The 14,473-nt window shown below is 29.3% G+C and carries 19 protein-coding genes and 1 pseudogene; 7 read left to right on the top strand and 13 right to left on the bottom strand.

Features of this window, described 5'->3' with window-relative positions:
- The 5 genes from FBF11_RS05300 to FBF11_RS05280 are packed head-to-tail and all read left to right on the top strand — an operon-like array spanning window position 1 to window position 3,483.
- The gene (locus tag FBF11_RS05300) at window positions 1–762 is read left to right on the top strand and encodes an ATP-binding protein (protein ID WP_002852748.1); all 762 of its coding nucleotides are present in this window, start codon (window positions 1–3) and stop codon (window positions 760–762) included.
- On the top strand, window positions 759–1,445 hold the full coding sequence (locus FBF11_RS05295) for an endonuclease III domain-containing protein (protein ID WP_002868632.1): 687 nt from the start codon (window positions 759–761) through the stop codon (window positions 1,443–1,445). The genes FBF11_RS05300 and FBF11_RS05295 overlap by 4 nt, the downstream gene beginning before the upstream one ends.
- Window positions 1,442–2,254, top strand: a complete 813-nt coding sequence (gene thiD / locus FBF11_RS05290) for a bifunctional hydroxymethylpyrimidine kinase/phosphomethylpyrimidine kinase (protein ID WP_057096921.1) — start codon at window positions 1,442–1,444, stop codon at window positions 2,252–2,254. Before FBF11_RS05295 ends, thiD begins: the two co-directional genes overlap by 4 nt.
- Window positions 2,244–2,876, top strand: coding sequence for a thiamine phosphate synthase (thiE, locus tag FBF11_RS05285; protein WP_002852670.1), 633 nt, complete (start codon window positions 2,244–2,246; stop codon window positions 2,874–2,876). The genes thiD and thiE overlap by 11 nt, the downstream gene beginning before the upstream one ends.
- Entirely contained in the window at window positions 2,854–3,483 is a 630-nt protein-coding gene (locus tag FBF11_RS05280) for a uroporphyrinogen-III synthase (RefSeq protein ID WP_002859147.1), read from the top strand. Before thiE ends, FBF11_RS05280 begins: the two co-directional genes overlap by 23 nt.
- On the opposite strand, the gene FBF11_RS05275 is transcribed toward FBF11_RS05280, so the two are convergent.
- The 5 genes from FBF11_RS05275 to fliW are packed head-to-tail and all read right to left on the bottom strand — an operon-like array spanning window position 3,480 to window position 6,007.
- Window positions 3,480–3,932, bottom strand: a complete 453-nt coding sequence (locus FBF11_RS05275; RefSeq protein ID WP_002859148.1) for a hypothetical protein — start codon at window positions 3,930–3,932, stop codon at window positions 3,480–3,482. The genes FBF11_RS05280 and FBF11_RS05275 overlap by 4 nt on opposite strands.
- Window positions 3,929–4,591, bottom strand: a complete 663-nt coding sequence (locus FBF11_RS05270; protein WP_002858296.1) for a hypothetical protein — start codon at window positions 4,589–4,591, stop codon at window positions 3,929–3,931. Before FBF11_RS05270 ends, FBF11_RS05275 begins: the two co-directional genes overlap by 4 nt.
- Window positions 4,588–4,890, bottom strand: a complete 303-nt coding sequence (locus FBF11_RS05265) for a type II secretion system protein (protein ID WP_002853046.1) — start codon at window positions 4,888–4,890, stop codon at window positions 4,588–4,590. The genes FBF11_RS05270 and FBF11_RS05265 overlap by 4 nt, the downstream gene beginning before the upstream one ends.
- A complete protein-coding gene (locus FBF11_RS05260; protein ID WP_002868635.1) occupies window positions 4,887–5,618 on the bottom strand; it encodes a pyrroline-5-carboxylate reductase in 732 nt (243 codons plus the stop codon). The genes FBF11_RS05265 and FBF11_RS05260 overlap by 4 nt, the downstream gene beginning before the upstream one ends.
- Window positions 5,618–6,007 (bottom strand): flagellar assembly protein FliW, encoded by a 390-nt coding sequence (gene fliW / locus FBF11_RS05255; protein WP_002852982.1) that lies wholly within the window; start codon window positions 6,005–6,007, stop codon window positions 5,618–5,620. The genes FBF11_RS05260 and fliW overlap by 1 nt, the downstream gene beginning before the upstream one ends.
- A gap of 160 nt (window positions 6,008–6,167) precedes the next feature.
- Here fliW and FBF11_RS05250 point away from each other — a divergent pair, with 160 nt between their 5' ends.
- Together FBF11_RS05250 and lon are read left to right on the top strand one after the other, a co-directional pair.
- Complete coding sequence (locus tag FBF11_RS05250) at window positions 6,168–6,815, top strand: outer membrane protein assembly factor BamD (RefSeq protein ID WP_002852961.1); 648 nt, start codon at window positions 6,168–6,170, stop codon at window positions 6,813–6,815.
- A gap of 16 nt (window positions 6,816–6,831) precedes the next feature.
- Window positions 6,832–9,207, top strand: coding sequence for an endopeptidase La (gene lon, locus FBF11_RS05245; RefSeq protein WP_002853487.1), 2,376 nt, complete (start codon window positions 6,832–6,834; stop codon window positions 9,205–9,207).
- A 59-nt stretch (window positions 9,208–9,266) separates the two neighbouring features.
- Here the strand turns inward: lon and rpsR are convergent, their stop codons facing one another.
- The 8 genes and pseudogenes from rpsR to FBF11_RS05205 form a co-directional block, all read right to left on the bottom strand.
- Window positions 9,267–9,527, bottom strand: coding sequence for a 30S ribosomal protein S18 (gene rpsR / locus FBF11_RS05240; protein WP_002853032.1), 261 nt, complete (start codon window positions 9,525–9,527; stop codon window positions 9,267–9,269).
- Window positions 9,528–9,537: 10 nt separating this feature from the next.
- Entirely contained in the window at window positions 9,538–10,089 is a 552-nt protein-coding gene (locus tag FBF11_RS05235) for a single-stranded DNA-binding protein (protein WP_002865738.1), read from the bottom strand.
- Window positions 10,090–10,097: 8 nt separating this feature from the next.
- Window positions 10,098–10,475, bottom strand: coding sequence for a 30S ribosomal protein S6 (rpsF, locus tag FBF11_RS05230; RefSeq protein WP_002853062.1), 378 nt, complete (start codon window positions 10,473–10,475; stop codon window positions 10,098–10,100).
- 86 nt (window positions 10,476–10,561) lie between these two features.
- Window positions 10,562–11,428: a VirK family antimicrobial peptide resistance protein gene (locus FBF11_RS05225; RefSeq protein WP_002868637.1), complete on the bottom strand. Its 867-nt coding sequence runs from the start codon at window positions 11,426–11,428 to the stop codon at window positions 10,562–10,564.
- A complete protein-coding gene (gene rseP / locus FBF11_RS05220) occupies window positions 11,421–12,527 on the bottom strand; it encodes an RIP metalloprotease RseP (protein ID WP_002852927.1) in 1,107 nt (368 codons plus the stop codon). Before rseP ends, FBF11_RS05225 begins: the two co-directional genes overlap by 8 nt.
- Window positions 12,524–13,060, bottom strand: coding sequence for a CDP-diacylglycerol--glycerol-3-phosphate 3-phosphatidyltransferase (pgsA, locus tag FBF11_RS05215; protein WP_002853053.1), 537 nt, complete (start codon window positions 13,058–13,060; stop codon window positions 12,524–12,526). The genes rseP and pgsA overlap by 4 nt, the downstream gene beginning before the upstream one ends.
- Before the next feature lie 124 nt (window positions 13,061–13,184).
- On the bottom strand, window positions 13,185–13,790 hold the full coding sequence (locus FBF11_RS05210) for an NAD(P)H-dependent oxidoreductase (RefSeq protein ID WP_057096892.1): 606 nt from the start codon (window positions 13,788–13,790) through the stop codon (window positions 13,185–13,187).
- Window positions 13,790–14,411 (bottom strand): annotated as a pseudogene (locus FBF11_RS05205) (NAD(P)H-dependent oxidoreductase). The gene FBF11_RS05210 and the pseudogene FBF11_RS05205 overlap by 1 nt, the downstream one beginning before the upstream one ends.
- Window positions 14,412–14,473 lie beyond the last annotated feature (62 nt).

Here is a 14,473-nt window from a genome sequence, read left to right as displayed (position 1 = left end):
ATGGATTGGAATAAAACTTATGCAGCAATTTATAGAGCAAGAAAAGATTATTTAAAGCCTATTTTTGAAATCGATCCTATTGCTTTAAAAGATTTAGTAGGTATGGAAAGTCAAAAAAAAGCACTTTATGAAAATACTTTAAATTTCATTCAAGATAAGGGAGCAAATCACGCACTTTTATGGGGATCTAAGGGCACTGGAAAATCAAGTTTAATTAAAGCTATATTTAATGAATTTAAAGAACAGGGCTTAAGACTTGTCGAATTAAATAAAGAAGATTTATTTGCCTTAGCAGATATCATCGATGAAATCAGATTAGAAAATTTTAAATTCATACTTTTTTGTGATGATTTTTCTTTTGAAAAGGGAGATGATAGTTATAAATTTTTAAAACCTTTACTTGAGGGAAGCATAGAAAAAGCCCCAAATAATGTAATTATTTATGCGAGTTCAAATCGTAGGCATTTATTAAGTGAAAGCATTACTGATAATCTTGATACGCAAATCACACATACAGAACTTCATTTAAGCGATGCTGCTGAAGAAAGATTAAGTTTGAGTGATAGATTTGGTTTGTGGTTAAGTTTTTATCAGGGAAATTTAGAAGAGTATTTAAAGATGATAGATTTTTATTTTAAAGATTATTCTTGTGATAAAGAGCTTTTGCACGCTAAAGCTAAAGAATTTGCTACTCTAAGAGCAAGTAGAAGTGGTCGTACCGCAAAGCAATTTTATTTAGCTTTTAAGGAGAATTTTAAATGACTGGAGCACAAATTTTTACCAAGCTTTTAAATTTGGATTTAAATTATCATGATTTTGATTGGCTTGAAAATCAAGGATTGAGTGAATTTGAGCTTTTAATTTCTGTCGTTTTAACTCAAAATACAAATTGGAAAAATGTCTTAAAAGCTTTAGAAAATTTAAAAAAAGAAAATATTGCAAGCTTAGAACAAATCAATACTTTATCCAATTTAGAACTTGCAACTTTAATTAAGCCTAGCGGATTTTATAATACCAAAACTAAGCGTTTAAAAGGTTTGGTAGAAAGTATCATAAACACTTATGAAAATTTAGAAAATTTTAAAACAAATGCAAGCAGAGAATGGCTTTTAAATATCAAAGGTTTGGGTTTTGAAAGTGTTGATGGTATTTTAAACTATCTTTGCAAAAGAGAGATTTTGGTTGTAGATAGTTATAGCTTGCGTTTGGCTTTTTGCTTGGGTTATGAGTTTGAAAATTATGAAGAATTAAGAGAATTTTTTCAAAGTGGTGTAGAGAGTGAGCAAGAAAATTTGTGTAAAATTTTAGAAAAAAAATGTGAACTTTACGAACTTTATCAAATTTTTCATGCTTTGATTGTAGCTTTTGCAAAACAGAGTTTTAAAGGACAAAAATTAAGCCCTAAGGGTGAAGAATGGATCAAAATTTTAAAGGAAGATTTATGAAAGCAAAAGGAAGCGAACTTATACCTGTTTTAACTATAGCAGGGAGTGATTGTAGTGGTGGAGCGGGGATACAAGCCGATCTTAAAACCTTTAGTGCGCACAATCTTTTTGGTATGAGTGTGGTTTTAAGTGTGGTAGCTGAAAATACTGCAAGGGTGATTTCTGTACACGATATACCTACTCAAAGCGTGGATGAACAAATGCTTGCCGTGTTTGAAGATATAGCGCCAAAGGCAACTAAAATCGGAATGATAGGTTCTTGTGAATTAATGAGCTGTGTAGCTAAAAATTTAAGCAAGTTTAAACCTCAAAATATAGTGATTGATCCTGTAATGTTTGCCAAAAATGGCTATGCTTTAATGCCTCAAGAAAATTGTGATTTTTTCAAACAAACCATAGTAAAATTTGCAGACATTCTTACGCCTAATATTCCTGAAGCAGAGTTTTTATGCGGTTTTAAGATTGCTAATGAAGAGCAGATGATAAAAGCAGCTAAGCATTTATGCAGCTTGGGGGCTAAGGCTGTTTTGCTTAAAGGTGGGCATAGTGAAGAAAATGCCAATGATGTGCTTTATAATGGAAAAGAAATTCATATTTTAAAAGGCGAACGCATAGAAACCAAAAATACTCACGGTACAGGTTGTACGCTTTCTTCGGCTATTGCTAGTAATTTAGCTAAGGGCAAGGATTTATTTCACGCCGTTAGTGAAGCTAAAGAATATGTAAGAAATGCGATTTATTATTCACTCAATCTTGGAAAAGGTTGTGGTCCTACAAATCATTTTTTCAAGTTTTTAGATGAAAAATAAATTAGATCTTAGTCTTTATCTAGTTGCTACTAAGGGAAATAAAAGCGAGGAGTGTTTTTTAAATACTTTAGAAAATGCTATAAAAGGCGGAGTAAGTATCATACAACTTCGTGAAAAAGAACTTAATGCAAGAGAATTTTATAAACTAGGCTTAAAGGTGCAAAAACTTTGCAAGTCTTATAAAATACCTTTTTTGATTAACGATAGGGTGGATATAGCTTTAGCCTTAGATGCTGATGGGGTGCATTTAGGACAGGAAGATTTAGAAGCAAAATTAGCTAGAAAGCTTTTAGGAGATGAAAAAATCATAGGCTTAAGTCTTAAAAAGTTAGAACAACTTGAGTTTATACAAGGAGTAAATTATCTAGGTTGTGGAGCTATTAAGGCAACGCCTACTAAAGAAAGTTCGCTTTTAAGCCTTGAGCTTTTAAGTCAAATTTGTGATAAAAGCCCTATAGGGGTTGTAGCCATAGGTGGGATTGACAAAGAAGCACTTGTTGAGTTAAAGGGTATAAATTTAAGCGGTGTGGCTGTGGTTAGGGCGATCATGGATGCTAAAGATGCTTTTTTGGCAGCTAAAGAGCTAAAGCGTAAAATCTATGAAAATTTATCTCTTAAATGAAACTCCTTTTGAAGGGGTGGAAAATCTTATTTTAAATGAGATTGTTTTTTATGATTTTAGTGTGGATTTGAGTTTGTATGATGCTTTAATCTGCACTTCAAAAAATGCTTTAAAAGCTTTACAACATGCAAAAATCACTTTAAATTTCAAACTCAATTTATACGCTGTGGGACAAAGTACAGCTCAATACGCTAAAAATTTAGGTTTTAAAAAGATTAAAATTCCATCAAAGGCTTATGGAAAAGATCTTTTTCTTGAATTTAAAGAGGAGTTAAAAATGCAAAAATGTTTGTATTTAAGGGCTAAAAATATTGTTTCAACTTTAAATTTGGATCTTAAAAATGTAGGTGTGGATTTAGATGAAATGATTGTTTATGAAAATGTTTTTAAAAAAGGCGACAAAAAGCTTATCTATCCTGCTATTTTTATATTCACCTCTCCTTTAAGTGTAGAAAATTTTTTAAAATTTTATAGCTTAAAAGAAGAAGATAAGGTTGTAGTTATAGGGCAAAGCACAGCAAAGAAGCTTTTAAATTTTAAAAATCTTTATATATGCGAAAATCAAAGTCTTTTAGACTGTGTTAAGCTCGCTAAGACTTTGGTTTAATTTTTTAAATTCCAAAAATTTTCTTTGGGATAAATAATAATGCTTTTTGTGAGTAAAATTTCATCATTGACGTTTTTATCACGATTTAAAGCAATACTAATGTGGGCTATAATAACACCATCTTTGCTTAAATTTGCATCGGGATTGAAGTTGGAAAATTTAAAATTAACACATTGTGCAATAGGATAAAAATATTTTATTTTAATCAAAGCTTTTGTGTAATTAAAATATATATTGTCTAAACATTCTTTATTTTCTTGCTTTGCTTGATATAAAAAATATTTAGAAAATTGTGTTGCATTGTGACTTAAAATTTGAGCTTGAAGGTAGTAATAACTATCTTGGATTATTTTTGGAGTATAGCTGGATATGTTTAAGGTCAAGCTCATCCATAGACTTATTAGTAGTATTAAAAAAATTGTCCAAATTAAAACATAAGCTTTTTTCACAGTAAAATTCTTTTTTCAAGGCAATGTTTTGTTTGTCTTTTTAGGCAAATTTTTAATTTATTGTTTTGCAGGTTAAATGAGCTTATGTTTTTAGAAATTAATCCTTGTTGGTTTAATTGTTCATTAAATTTTGGCTTTATTTCATATATAAGTTCTTCATTTTGCAATTTGATAACTAATTGAGCTTGCAAAGGAATAAAACTACCTGTAAAATTTGCAGATATACCATTTTCCAAGATAGATATTTTTTCAATCTTATTAATTTTATAAGCATAGCTAATATGTTCATTGTCGTTATATAAATCTTTTCTATTTTGGAGTTGTGTTTTAAAATCAGAATGAGGTGAATAAAGTGTATGATTATTTTCTAAAATAAGAGCAGAATTAATAAGATAAAGTTTATTATCTTTTAGGCTAATTAACTCATCTTTTAAAAGACATTTTAATGTATTCTGTGAAAATGTAATATTAATACAATTTTGTATTAATTTTTCTATTTTAAGCAAGTTTAAATGTGCTTGAGTGATAAGATTGTTTGTATGTAAAGCAGTAAAATTTAAATGATAAAAATCCATTAAAGGTTTTGAAAGTAAGCTAGTTATAAAAGTAAAAAGTATTAGTGATATTATAAGTTCAAAAAGTGTAAAAGCTTTGCTCATTCTTTAAAATAAACGCTATAATTTTGATCTTGAAAGTATAATTTTTGAAATTGAAATATACCATCATTAACAAACTGTTCTTGTAAAACTATAGGTTTTAAGGCTGAAGTTTGAAGTATGATGGTTTTAAAAATAGGCTTTTCATATAATTCTTCTTGAAGTTTATAGAGTCTTTCAAAAATATTTAAATTTTCATAGTTTTTGTAAAGTTGAATATAGTAATAAAAAATGCCAATGAAAATTAAAGATATGATCGTTATAGCACTAATGCTTTCTATAAGTATGAAAGCCTTTTTCATTTAGCGCTGCTAGCATTTATGGCTTCAAAAAAACTTCCGCGAATTCCTTTTTGTTCGAGTATTTTTATGCCTTTTACTGTAACTCCGCCAGGGGAGCAAATATTTTCTTTGATAATAGCTGGATGTTCATGTTCTAGTAAAGCACTAGAGCTTTTAAATAAAGAGCGCGTAAGATTGAGACTAAGTTCTTTTGACAAACCTTCATAAACTCCAGCATTAGCAATGCTTTCTGCTATAAGTGCTAAAAAAGCAGGAGCGCAGCCGCTAATCGCCATAGCTGCATTCATTTGTATTTCATTATCTAATTTATAAGCCGAGCCAAAAGTTTTTAAAATGTCTAAAATTTCATTTTCGAAATGAGAGTTTTTAAGTATATATGGTGTGGTTGAAGCCTTATATTTAGCTGCTGTATTGGGTATTATTCTAACATAATTTTGAGCTTTGATGGTTTGTAGTTTTTCAAAATCAACATTGGCTAAAACAGAGATTAAGATACGTGCTTGTCCTTTTAGCATTTGAGCAATATTTTCTAAAGCATAAGGTTTAAATGCTAAAATAACATCTTTACCTTCTATGTTAAAATCTTTGTAAAGTAAGGTTTTAAAGCCTTCTTTGGCGAGGGCTTGAAGTTTTTCTATACTTCTTCCTACTATACAAATTTCATAATCATCTTTTAACCCATAGGCTAAGGCTGTTGCCATAGATCCATTTGCAAGTATATAGAGCATTATTTTTTAATATAATTAGCAATTTGATCAGCTTGAAAAAAGTCGGGATAATTAACTGTATCTAGTATCACTTGTACCATAGTATTATTATCAAGATTAATGACTACTGGAGCTAGAAAATTCACTGTCGATTCTTCAATGCTTTTTGCTATGGCTACTATATTAAAAATTTTCATATTAGATTCAGGTGTTAAAGAAAGAAGCTCTTGATAATAAGTTGGTATATCAAATTCATAATCAGGTCTAATCAAATAAGGATTAATTAAAACAAAAGAAAAGTCTTTACCATCAAGACTTTTAAGTCTTACAAATACTTCATCGATAGTTGAAAATTCCATATTTTTGGTTTCTTCAAAACCTAAGATAGGGCATTTAACAGCTAGGGTCATGTTTTCTCCTCAAGTTATAATGTTTAATATTTTAACATAAAATAAGCAATAATCATTCCAAAATTTTAAATTATTTAATTAATTTTATTATAATTTTAGAAGAACATAATTATAAAATCGTTAAAATATATATTTTTGAGAATATAAATCAAGGTGAAGTATGAAAAAAGGTATTTTTTTATTGGTTTTTTTAAGTGTTTTTTTTAGTGCGTGTAGTACGAAAAATGATGAAGGTTTATACAATCTTAGTGCTAGTGAGTGGTATAAGCAAATTATTAAAGATTTGCAGGACAAGGATTTGGAAAAAGCTGATGATCATTATAATGGTATGGCAAGTGAGCATGTTGCCGATCCTTTATTGGAAACTACTTTAATTATTTTAGCACAAGCTCATATGGATGAAGAGGAATATAAGTTAGCTGAATTTTATTTAGATGAATATAATAAAAAATTTGGAAATTCACGCAATGCTGATTATATTCGTTATCTTAAAATTAAGGCAAAATTTGATGCATTTGCAGTGCCAAATCGTAATCAGGCTTTAATGCTTGAAAGCCAAAAAGAAATAGATACTTTTTTGAAAGATTATCCTTATACAGAATATGAACCTTTGGTTCAAACAATGCTTACAAAATTTAATTTAGCGGTTTTTTATCTTAATAGTACTATAGAAAATCTATACCAGCGCATAGGGCATGATGAAAGTGCACAAATTTATAAACAAAGACTTCAAGAAAGTGAATTTTATCAGCAAAGTATTATCAAACCTGAGCTTCCTTGGTATAGAAGTATATTTGAAAGATTTTAATAAACAAGGAAAATAAATGCAGATTGAAGAGATACAAAATTATCCAGCAAATTTACCAGTATTGGTTGAAGATGAATTATTTTTATATCCTTTTATGATAACTCCTATTTTTATTAACGATTCATCCAATATGAAAGCTTTAGATCTTGCGATTAAAAATGATAGCATGCTTTTTGTTGCACCTTCAAAGTTGGAAAATGGAAGAAATTTTGATGAAATTTATAATTGCGGAGTGATTGGGACTATCATGCGAAAAGTTCCTTTACCTGATGGAAGGGTGAAAATACTTTTTCAAGGATATGCTAAGGGTAAAATTATAGAGCAAATTTCTAATAAACCTTTAGAAGCCAAGATAGAACTTATAAAAGAAGACTTTTTAGAAGGAACTAAAAAAGAAGCGCTTCTTGAAGTTTTAAAAGAGAAGGTAAAAAATTTGGCAAATATTAGTCATTATTTTTCTCCGGATCTTTTAAGAACAATTGAAGAAGGTTTTGATGCATCTAGGATTTGCGATTTGATTTTAAATACTGTGCGTATTAAAAAACAAGTTGCTTATGAGTTTTTTGTTTTAACAGATCTTGAGCAAAAATTAGTAAAATTAATAGATTTAATTGCTCAAGAAATAGAAGCTAATAAAATTCAAAAAGAAATTAAAAATAAAGTACATTCTCGTATTGATAAGGTAAATAAAGAATATTTTTTAAAAGAACAATTAAGACAAATTCAAAAAGAGCTTGGTTCTGATACGCAAAAAGAAGATGAGGTTAGAGAGTATCAAAAGCGTCTGGAGTTAAAGAAGAAATTTATGCACGAAGACGCTTATAAAGAAATCAAAAAACAAATTGAAAAATTCGAACGCATTCATCAAGATAATTCCGAAGCATCGATGATTCAAACTTACATAGAAACAGCATTAGATGTTCCTTTTGAAAAAATTTCTAAGAAAAAACTTGATATTAAGGAAGTTTCAAAACAGCTCAACCATGATCATTATGCATTAAATAAACCAAAAGAACGCATAGAAGAATATTTTGCAGTTAGGGAACTTTTAGAAAAAAGAAAAATAGCAGAAAAAGATGGTGCTAAAGTTATACTTTGTCTTTATGGGCCTCCTGGCGTGGGTAAAACTTCACTGGCAAATTCTGTTTCAAAAGCTTTAAAAAGAGAGCTTATTCGTATAGCTTTAGGTGGACTTGAAGATGTTAATGAGCTACGTGGTCATCGTAGAACTTATATAGGCGCTATGCCTGGACGTATTACTCAAGGACTCATAGAGGCAAAACAAATTAATCCTGTAATTGTATTGGATGAAATTGATAAATTAAATCGCAGTTTTAGAGGCGATCCAAGTGCGGTGCTTTTAGAAATTTTAGATCCAGAGCAAAATTCTAAATTTAGGGATTATTATTTAAATTTTAATATTGATTTAAGTAAAGTCATTTTTATAGCAACGGCAAATGATATTAGCAATATTCCTGCACCTTTAAGAGATAGAATGGAATTTATAGAACTTAGCTCTTATACTCCAAGTGAAAAATTTCATATAATGAAAAAATATTTAATTCCAGATGAGCTTAAAAAACATGGCTTAAAATCCAATGAATTATTTATTGATGATGAAACTATAGAGCTAATCATTAGCGATTATACTCGTGAATCAGGAGTTAGAAATTTGCGTCGCAAAGTGGCAGAGTTGTGTCGTAAGAGTGCTAAAAAACTACTTTTAGAAAATATTAAAAAAGTCATTATTAATACAAAAAATTTGAATGAATTTTTAGATAAAAAAGTTTTTGAAATAGAAAAAAATAATGGAGAAAATCAAGTAGGTCAGGTCAATGGTTTGGCTTGGACAAGCGTAGGTGGAGATGTTTTAAAAGTAGAGGCTGTAAAAATTAAAGGTAAAGGAGAATTAACGCTCACAGGAAGTTTGGGTGATGTAATGAAAGAATCAGCTAGAATTGCTTTTAGCATGATAAAAGTTTTAATCGATGAAGGAAAAATAAAAATACCTAAAAAAATAATTATTGATCCTAAAGTTAATGTTTATGATAGTTATAATATTCATATACATGTGCCAGATGGAGCTACTCCAAAAGATGGCCCAAGTGCAGGTATTACGATAAGCACAGCTATTGCTTCTATTTTTAGTGATAAAAAGGTTAAAGCAGATGTTGCAATGACGGGTGAAATAGATTTAAAAGGAAAAGTTTTACCAATAGGCGGATTAAAAGAAAAATTAATTGCAGCTTATAAAGCAGATATAAAAACAGCTTTAATTCCAAGAAAAAATTACGAAAGAGATTTAAAAGATATTCCTAGTGAGGTTAGAGACAATATGGAAATCATTGCTGTTGATACTTTCAGTGATGTTTTAGAATATACTTTGGTTTAATTTTATTTTGAGAATAAATGTATAAGAAAGCAAACTTTTTACAAGTTTGCTTTAAAAGATTATAGTCCTTCAAAAGGATTATTGATTACTTCTTTTCTATCCACTATATAAGGGATAAGAGCTACATGTCTTGCACGTTTGATTGCAACTTCTACCATTTCTTGGTATTTTTTGCTTGTGCCTGTTAAACGGCGTGGCATGATTTTAAATCTTTCAGATAAAGCATGTTTTAACATTGCTGTATCTTTATAATCAATAAATTCAACTTTTGCTTCAGTGTATTTGCAATATTTGCGAGAGTATTTTCTTTTTTCTGCCATAGTTTATCCTTTAAAATGGTAAATTAGTATCATCGCTATCATAAGCATCGATATCAATTTCTTTTAATTTTTCTTCGTGTTGTGGGCTTTGGTTTCTCTGTGGAGCAGGGTTTGCTTTTGCTTTATTAAAATTTTGATTTTCACTCATATAAGGATCATAGCTTTGATTTTCATAGTTTCCACTATAATTGTTGTTTGAAAAGCTATTATTGCCAAAATTTCCGCCTTGTTGTGGAGCATTGGAATTGCCAAGCATTTCCATATTTTCAACTTGAATGCTATGTTTAGAGCGATTTTGTCCATTTTGATCACTCCATTGTTCAAATCTCAAACGTCCTTCTATGAGTACTTTTGAACCTTTTGTAAGGTATTGGTTTGCAACTTCTGCGGTGCGACCATAAAAGCTTATATCAATAAAGCAAGTTTCTTCTCTTTTTTCTCCATTTGCGGTAAATCTTCTTGTTACTGCTATAGCGGAAGCTCCAATAGCACTACCGCTTTGTGCATAACGCATTTCTATATCACGTGTAAGATTTCCAACCAAAACAACTTTGTTAAACATCTTTTTCCTTACTGAATTTCAGGAGCATCTAAAGGTTTAATTTCTTTTTTAGATTGCTTAATCCCGTGGCTTAGTTTTTCCCAAGCTGCAATTTCTTTTTTATTTTCATATTTTACGATTAAAAATCTTATTACTTCTTCAGTGATTCTTAACACCCTTTCAAGCTCAGCGATCAAGTTTGTAGGAGCTTTGAAATAAATCACAAAATAAGTTCCTCTTTCGTATTTTTTGATTTTATACGCTAATTTTCTAGTACCCATTGGAACAACAGTTTCAATTTCTGCACTATTTTTGGTTAGGACTTCTTTAACGAATTCCAACTTCGCATTCACTTCCTCTTCAGTAAGTGTTGGTTTTAAGATAAATAAAACCTCATAATGTTTCATCTTTTCTCCTTATGGATATTAAAGCCCATTTTTATGAGCAAGGATTTTGCATAAAGCAAGACTAGATTATATCAAAATATACTTAATTAGTCTTGAATACTTAAGGTTTTATCTAAATTTGTTTTGATTTCTTCAAGCATAGCAAAACGTTTTTTATACATGGAGCGTTTTTGCGAAGGGATTTCTTCTAGGTTTTTTTGAGAGTGGTGGAGTTTATAGTATTTGTGTTTATTGATTTTTATTAATTCTCCACCATTTTCTAGCCAAATTTTTTGATAATCTACAAAATAGCCTTTTTCTTTTCCTTTTTGAGAACGGATTTGATTTTTTTCATGTACACCTAAAGTAGCTTGAAGTTTTAAAATTTCACAAAGCATCTTAGAGCATTCTATAAGTAAAGCAACAGGGCGCAAACCATGACATTTTTTAGTTAAAATTTTATTAATTTCTAAAATATTAAAATCTTTGTATTTATGTCCTTGTATACAAGAAAGTAGAAGATTGTTTTCTAAAGTAAAGCAAAAATTACATTGTAAGATTGTGTATTTTTTAAATTTTAAAGAAAAAGCCCAAAAACCTTCTTCGCAAACATTATAGTTATATCCTAAAAAAAGCTCAAAATCTTCATCAAAAGAAAAAATTATTTGTTCCTCGGGAAGAAATTTAAAACAAGCGAGTCCCTTATCAACATCATAAATAAGTGTTTTAACACGTTCATTTGCTTTAAAACTTTTATCGCAAAATCTTCTTGTAGCATTGTAACAAGCATAGGGTCTTTGAGAGAAAAAGTCTTTTAAATGTTTATTTTTTTCTTTATTAAGCGTTTTTTCTAGAAGTCTTACTTGAGGAAAATATAAAATTTTTCTTGCTTGAAAACGCAAATAGCGCCAAAAGATTATACTTTTTCTTCTATCAGTAAAATTTGGAATAGGGTAGGAAAATTTTTTATTCACCTATAATCCTTGATATATCATTATAAGTTGCAAAGAGCATTAAACTTAAAAGTATTGCCATGCCTGTATAGCTTAAATATTCAAAAGTACGCTGTGGAACTTTGCGTCTAAAAATCATTTCATAAAGATTAAAAAGTATATGTCCTCCATCAAGCATAGGAATAGGTAAAAGATTTAAAATGCCTAAATTTATAGAAATTAAAGCAGTGATAAATAAAAGCAAAGTAAAGCTATTTTGTGCAGCCTTTGAGGTAATTTCAGTCATGGTGATAATACCGCCTAAATTTTTTGCTTCAACTTCACCACTTATGAGTTTTACAATACCCTTGATGATGAGTGTAGAAGCTTGAAAACTTTCTTGTGCGGCATATTTAAAACTTTCTAAACCTTGGTGTTTTACAAGAGTGCTTGTCCCATTTGGACTGACTCCAAGTTGAGGTTTTTCAACGATTTGTCCAAAGTCATTGTATCCTTGTCCTATTTTTGGAGTTAAAATAAATTCTAAATTTTTTCCTTCTCTATTGATTAATATTTTCAAAGGATCTAAACTTAAATGCTTTGAAATTTCATCAAAGGTTTGAATTCTTATACCGTTAATTTCTAAGATAGTATCATTTTTTTGAAGTCCTATTTCTTGTGCAGCAGAGTTTGGCGCTATGTTTCCTATTTGCGGAGCAAGTTTGTTTAGACCTAAATTTCCTATGATAATATAAAGAAAAAAAGCTAAAATTAGATTAAAAAATGGTCCAGCAAAAAGAATATAAATCTTTTTTAAAGGACTTAAAATGCTATAGCTATCTTTGTCTAGATTTTCAAAACCAGGACGCATATCATCTTGTCCTTTAAGTTTAACATATCCTCCAAGTGGTAAAGTGCTTAAGCGATAGTTTGTGCCTTTAAATTCACGCTCTATAAGACTTTTTCCAAATCCTATACTAAAAACTTCAACTTTTACACCCAAAGATCTTGCAGCCAAAAAATGTCCTAATTCGTGAAAGAAAATTAAAAATGAGATGACTAAAACAGTTGCTAAAAATTCAATAGAATAAAATTTAATTCCCAAAATCAAAATAACAATTAAAAATAATAAAGATCTCATTTTTCTCCTTTTTTTTGAGCTTTTATATAAGTATAGATGTATTCAAATCCAGAATAAAGAGTTAAAATCAAAGCTATGTAAAGTAGAATTTCACCGCCTATCCACTCCATGATTAAAAATCCTATCGCAGTCATTTGAAAAGCGGTTTTAAGTTTGCCTGCAAAAGAAGCATTGACATTTAAATTTTCGCTAATCATTACAACTCTAAAACCTGTGATAAAAAATTCCCTTACTAATATAATATAAATTACCCATTCATTAGCTTTTCCTGTAAGTAAAAGCCCTAAAAAAGCTGCTAAAACAAGCATTTTATCGGCTAATGGATCTAAGATTCCACCCAGTTTTGTAGTTTGTTTCCAAGTTCTTGCGATGTATCCATCAAAAAAATCACTTAAAGCTGCTAATGAAAAAGTTAAAGCAGCAAAATAGTTAATCCAACTTTGATGAATATTTTCAAAATGATGAATTAATAAAAAAAATAGCAAAGGCGCTAAAACCATTCTAAAAATCGCCAAGATATTGGGTAAATTCATAACAAGCCTTGTGAAATTAAATGTAAAATTATAATCAAAATTGTATAAAATTTAAGCAAAGACTTAGTAAAAATACAAAAAAGAATCAGTTTATTTTTATTTAAATTTTGCTTAAAAGCAAAATTTAAATAAATTTTACAACTTCATCAAAACTAAAACGATTTTTTTGAGGATTTTTTTCATCGTTGCAATATCCTAAAGCCACCACCAAACTTGATCTTTCTTTTTGAATATCAAGTGATAAATAAGAATTAAGCTTTTGTTTATCAAAACCACCTATAGTGCAGCTTGCTATATTTAAAGCATTAGCACTGTAAAGTATGCTAGCTAGAGCTATATGAGCTTGTTCTCTTGCATAAGATATTTTTTCTTCTTGATTTAGAGATTTTAAAAAAGGCATATAAGCATCTAAGCGTTTTTGCATTTCTGTTTCACTCATATCTCTTTTTCTAAGTTTTTCTTCAAAATAATCCAAAAAATCAAGTCTTGAAATGATGATAATTAACGCAGCGCAATCTTTTACATGTTTTTGCTGGTTGCAAATTTTAGAAAGTTCTTCTTTTCTTTTCTCATCTTGCACTACTATAAATTTCCAAGGTTCCAGTCCTAAGGAGCTTGGGCTTAATCTTGCTATTTCTAAAATAGAATTTAAATCCTCTTTTTTGAGTTTTTCATTTTTAAAATTTCTACAAGAATATCTTGTACTAAAAATTTCAAGTTCTTTTTTCATTATTTTTCCTTGTAAAATTCGACGACTTCATTAAAATTTAAGCGTTGAGTAGAATATTTTGGTTCATGGGCTTTATATCCTAAGGATAAAATTACAGCAGTTTCAAAAGGATAAGTTAAATTAAGAAAATCATCAACCTTAGCTTTTTCAAAGCCACCTATCATACAAGAATCAATACCTAAGCTCATTGCAGCTAGTGACATTTGCATCATAGCAAGATAGCATTGAAGTTGTGCATAATGATAGAGTTCATTATCATTCATTGCATTGGTTTTATGAGTATAAATTTCTAAAATTTTTTGAAAATTTTCTTTCGCTAGAACCTGAGAAACGACGCACTTGTTTTTGTGCAAATTCATCTTTGCTTTGAAGATCTTTTCTTGCTAGAAAAATAATATTATGACTCGCACTTGCTACATTTTGTTGATTGTAACATAGAGTTGAGAGCTTAAGATTATGTTCTTTTTGTTCTAATACTACAAATTTCCAAGGCTCAAATCCATGTGAGCTTGGGGCTAAGACTCCGCTTTCTAAGATAAAATGCAAATCCTTTTCATTGATTTTTTTATCATTAAAAAGTTTACAAGCTCTGCGTTTTGAAATTAGTTCTTTAAAATTCATTTTATTCCTTAAAATCAAAAATAATAATATTAATTATAAAATGCAAAGCTTAATCAAAAAAT

Origin of the sequence: Campylobacter sp. CFSAN093224, assembly GCF_012897395.1 — a bacterium.
Lineage (GTDB): Bacteria > Campylobacterota > Campylobacteria > Campylobacterales > Campylobacteraceae > Campylobacter_D > Campylobacter_D jejuni.
Note: the sequence above shows the minus strand (reverse complement) of the source record. Positions and strands in the feature narration are given on the sequence as shown.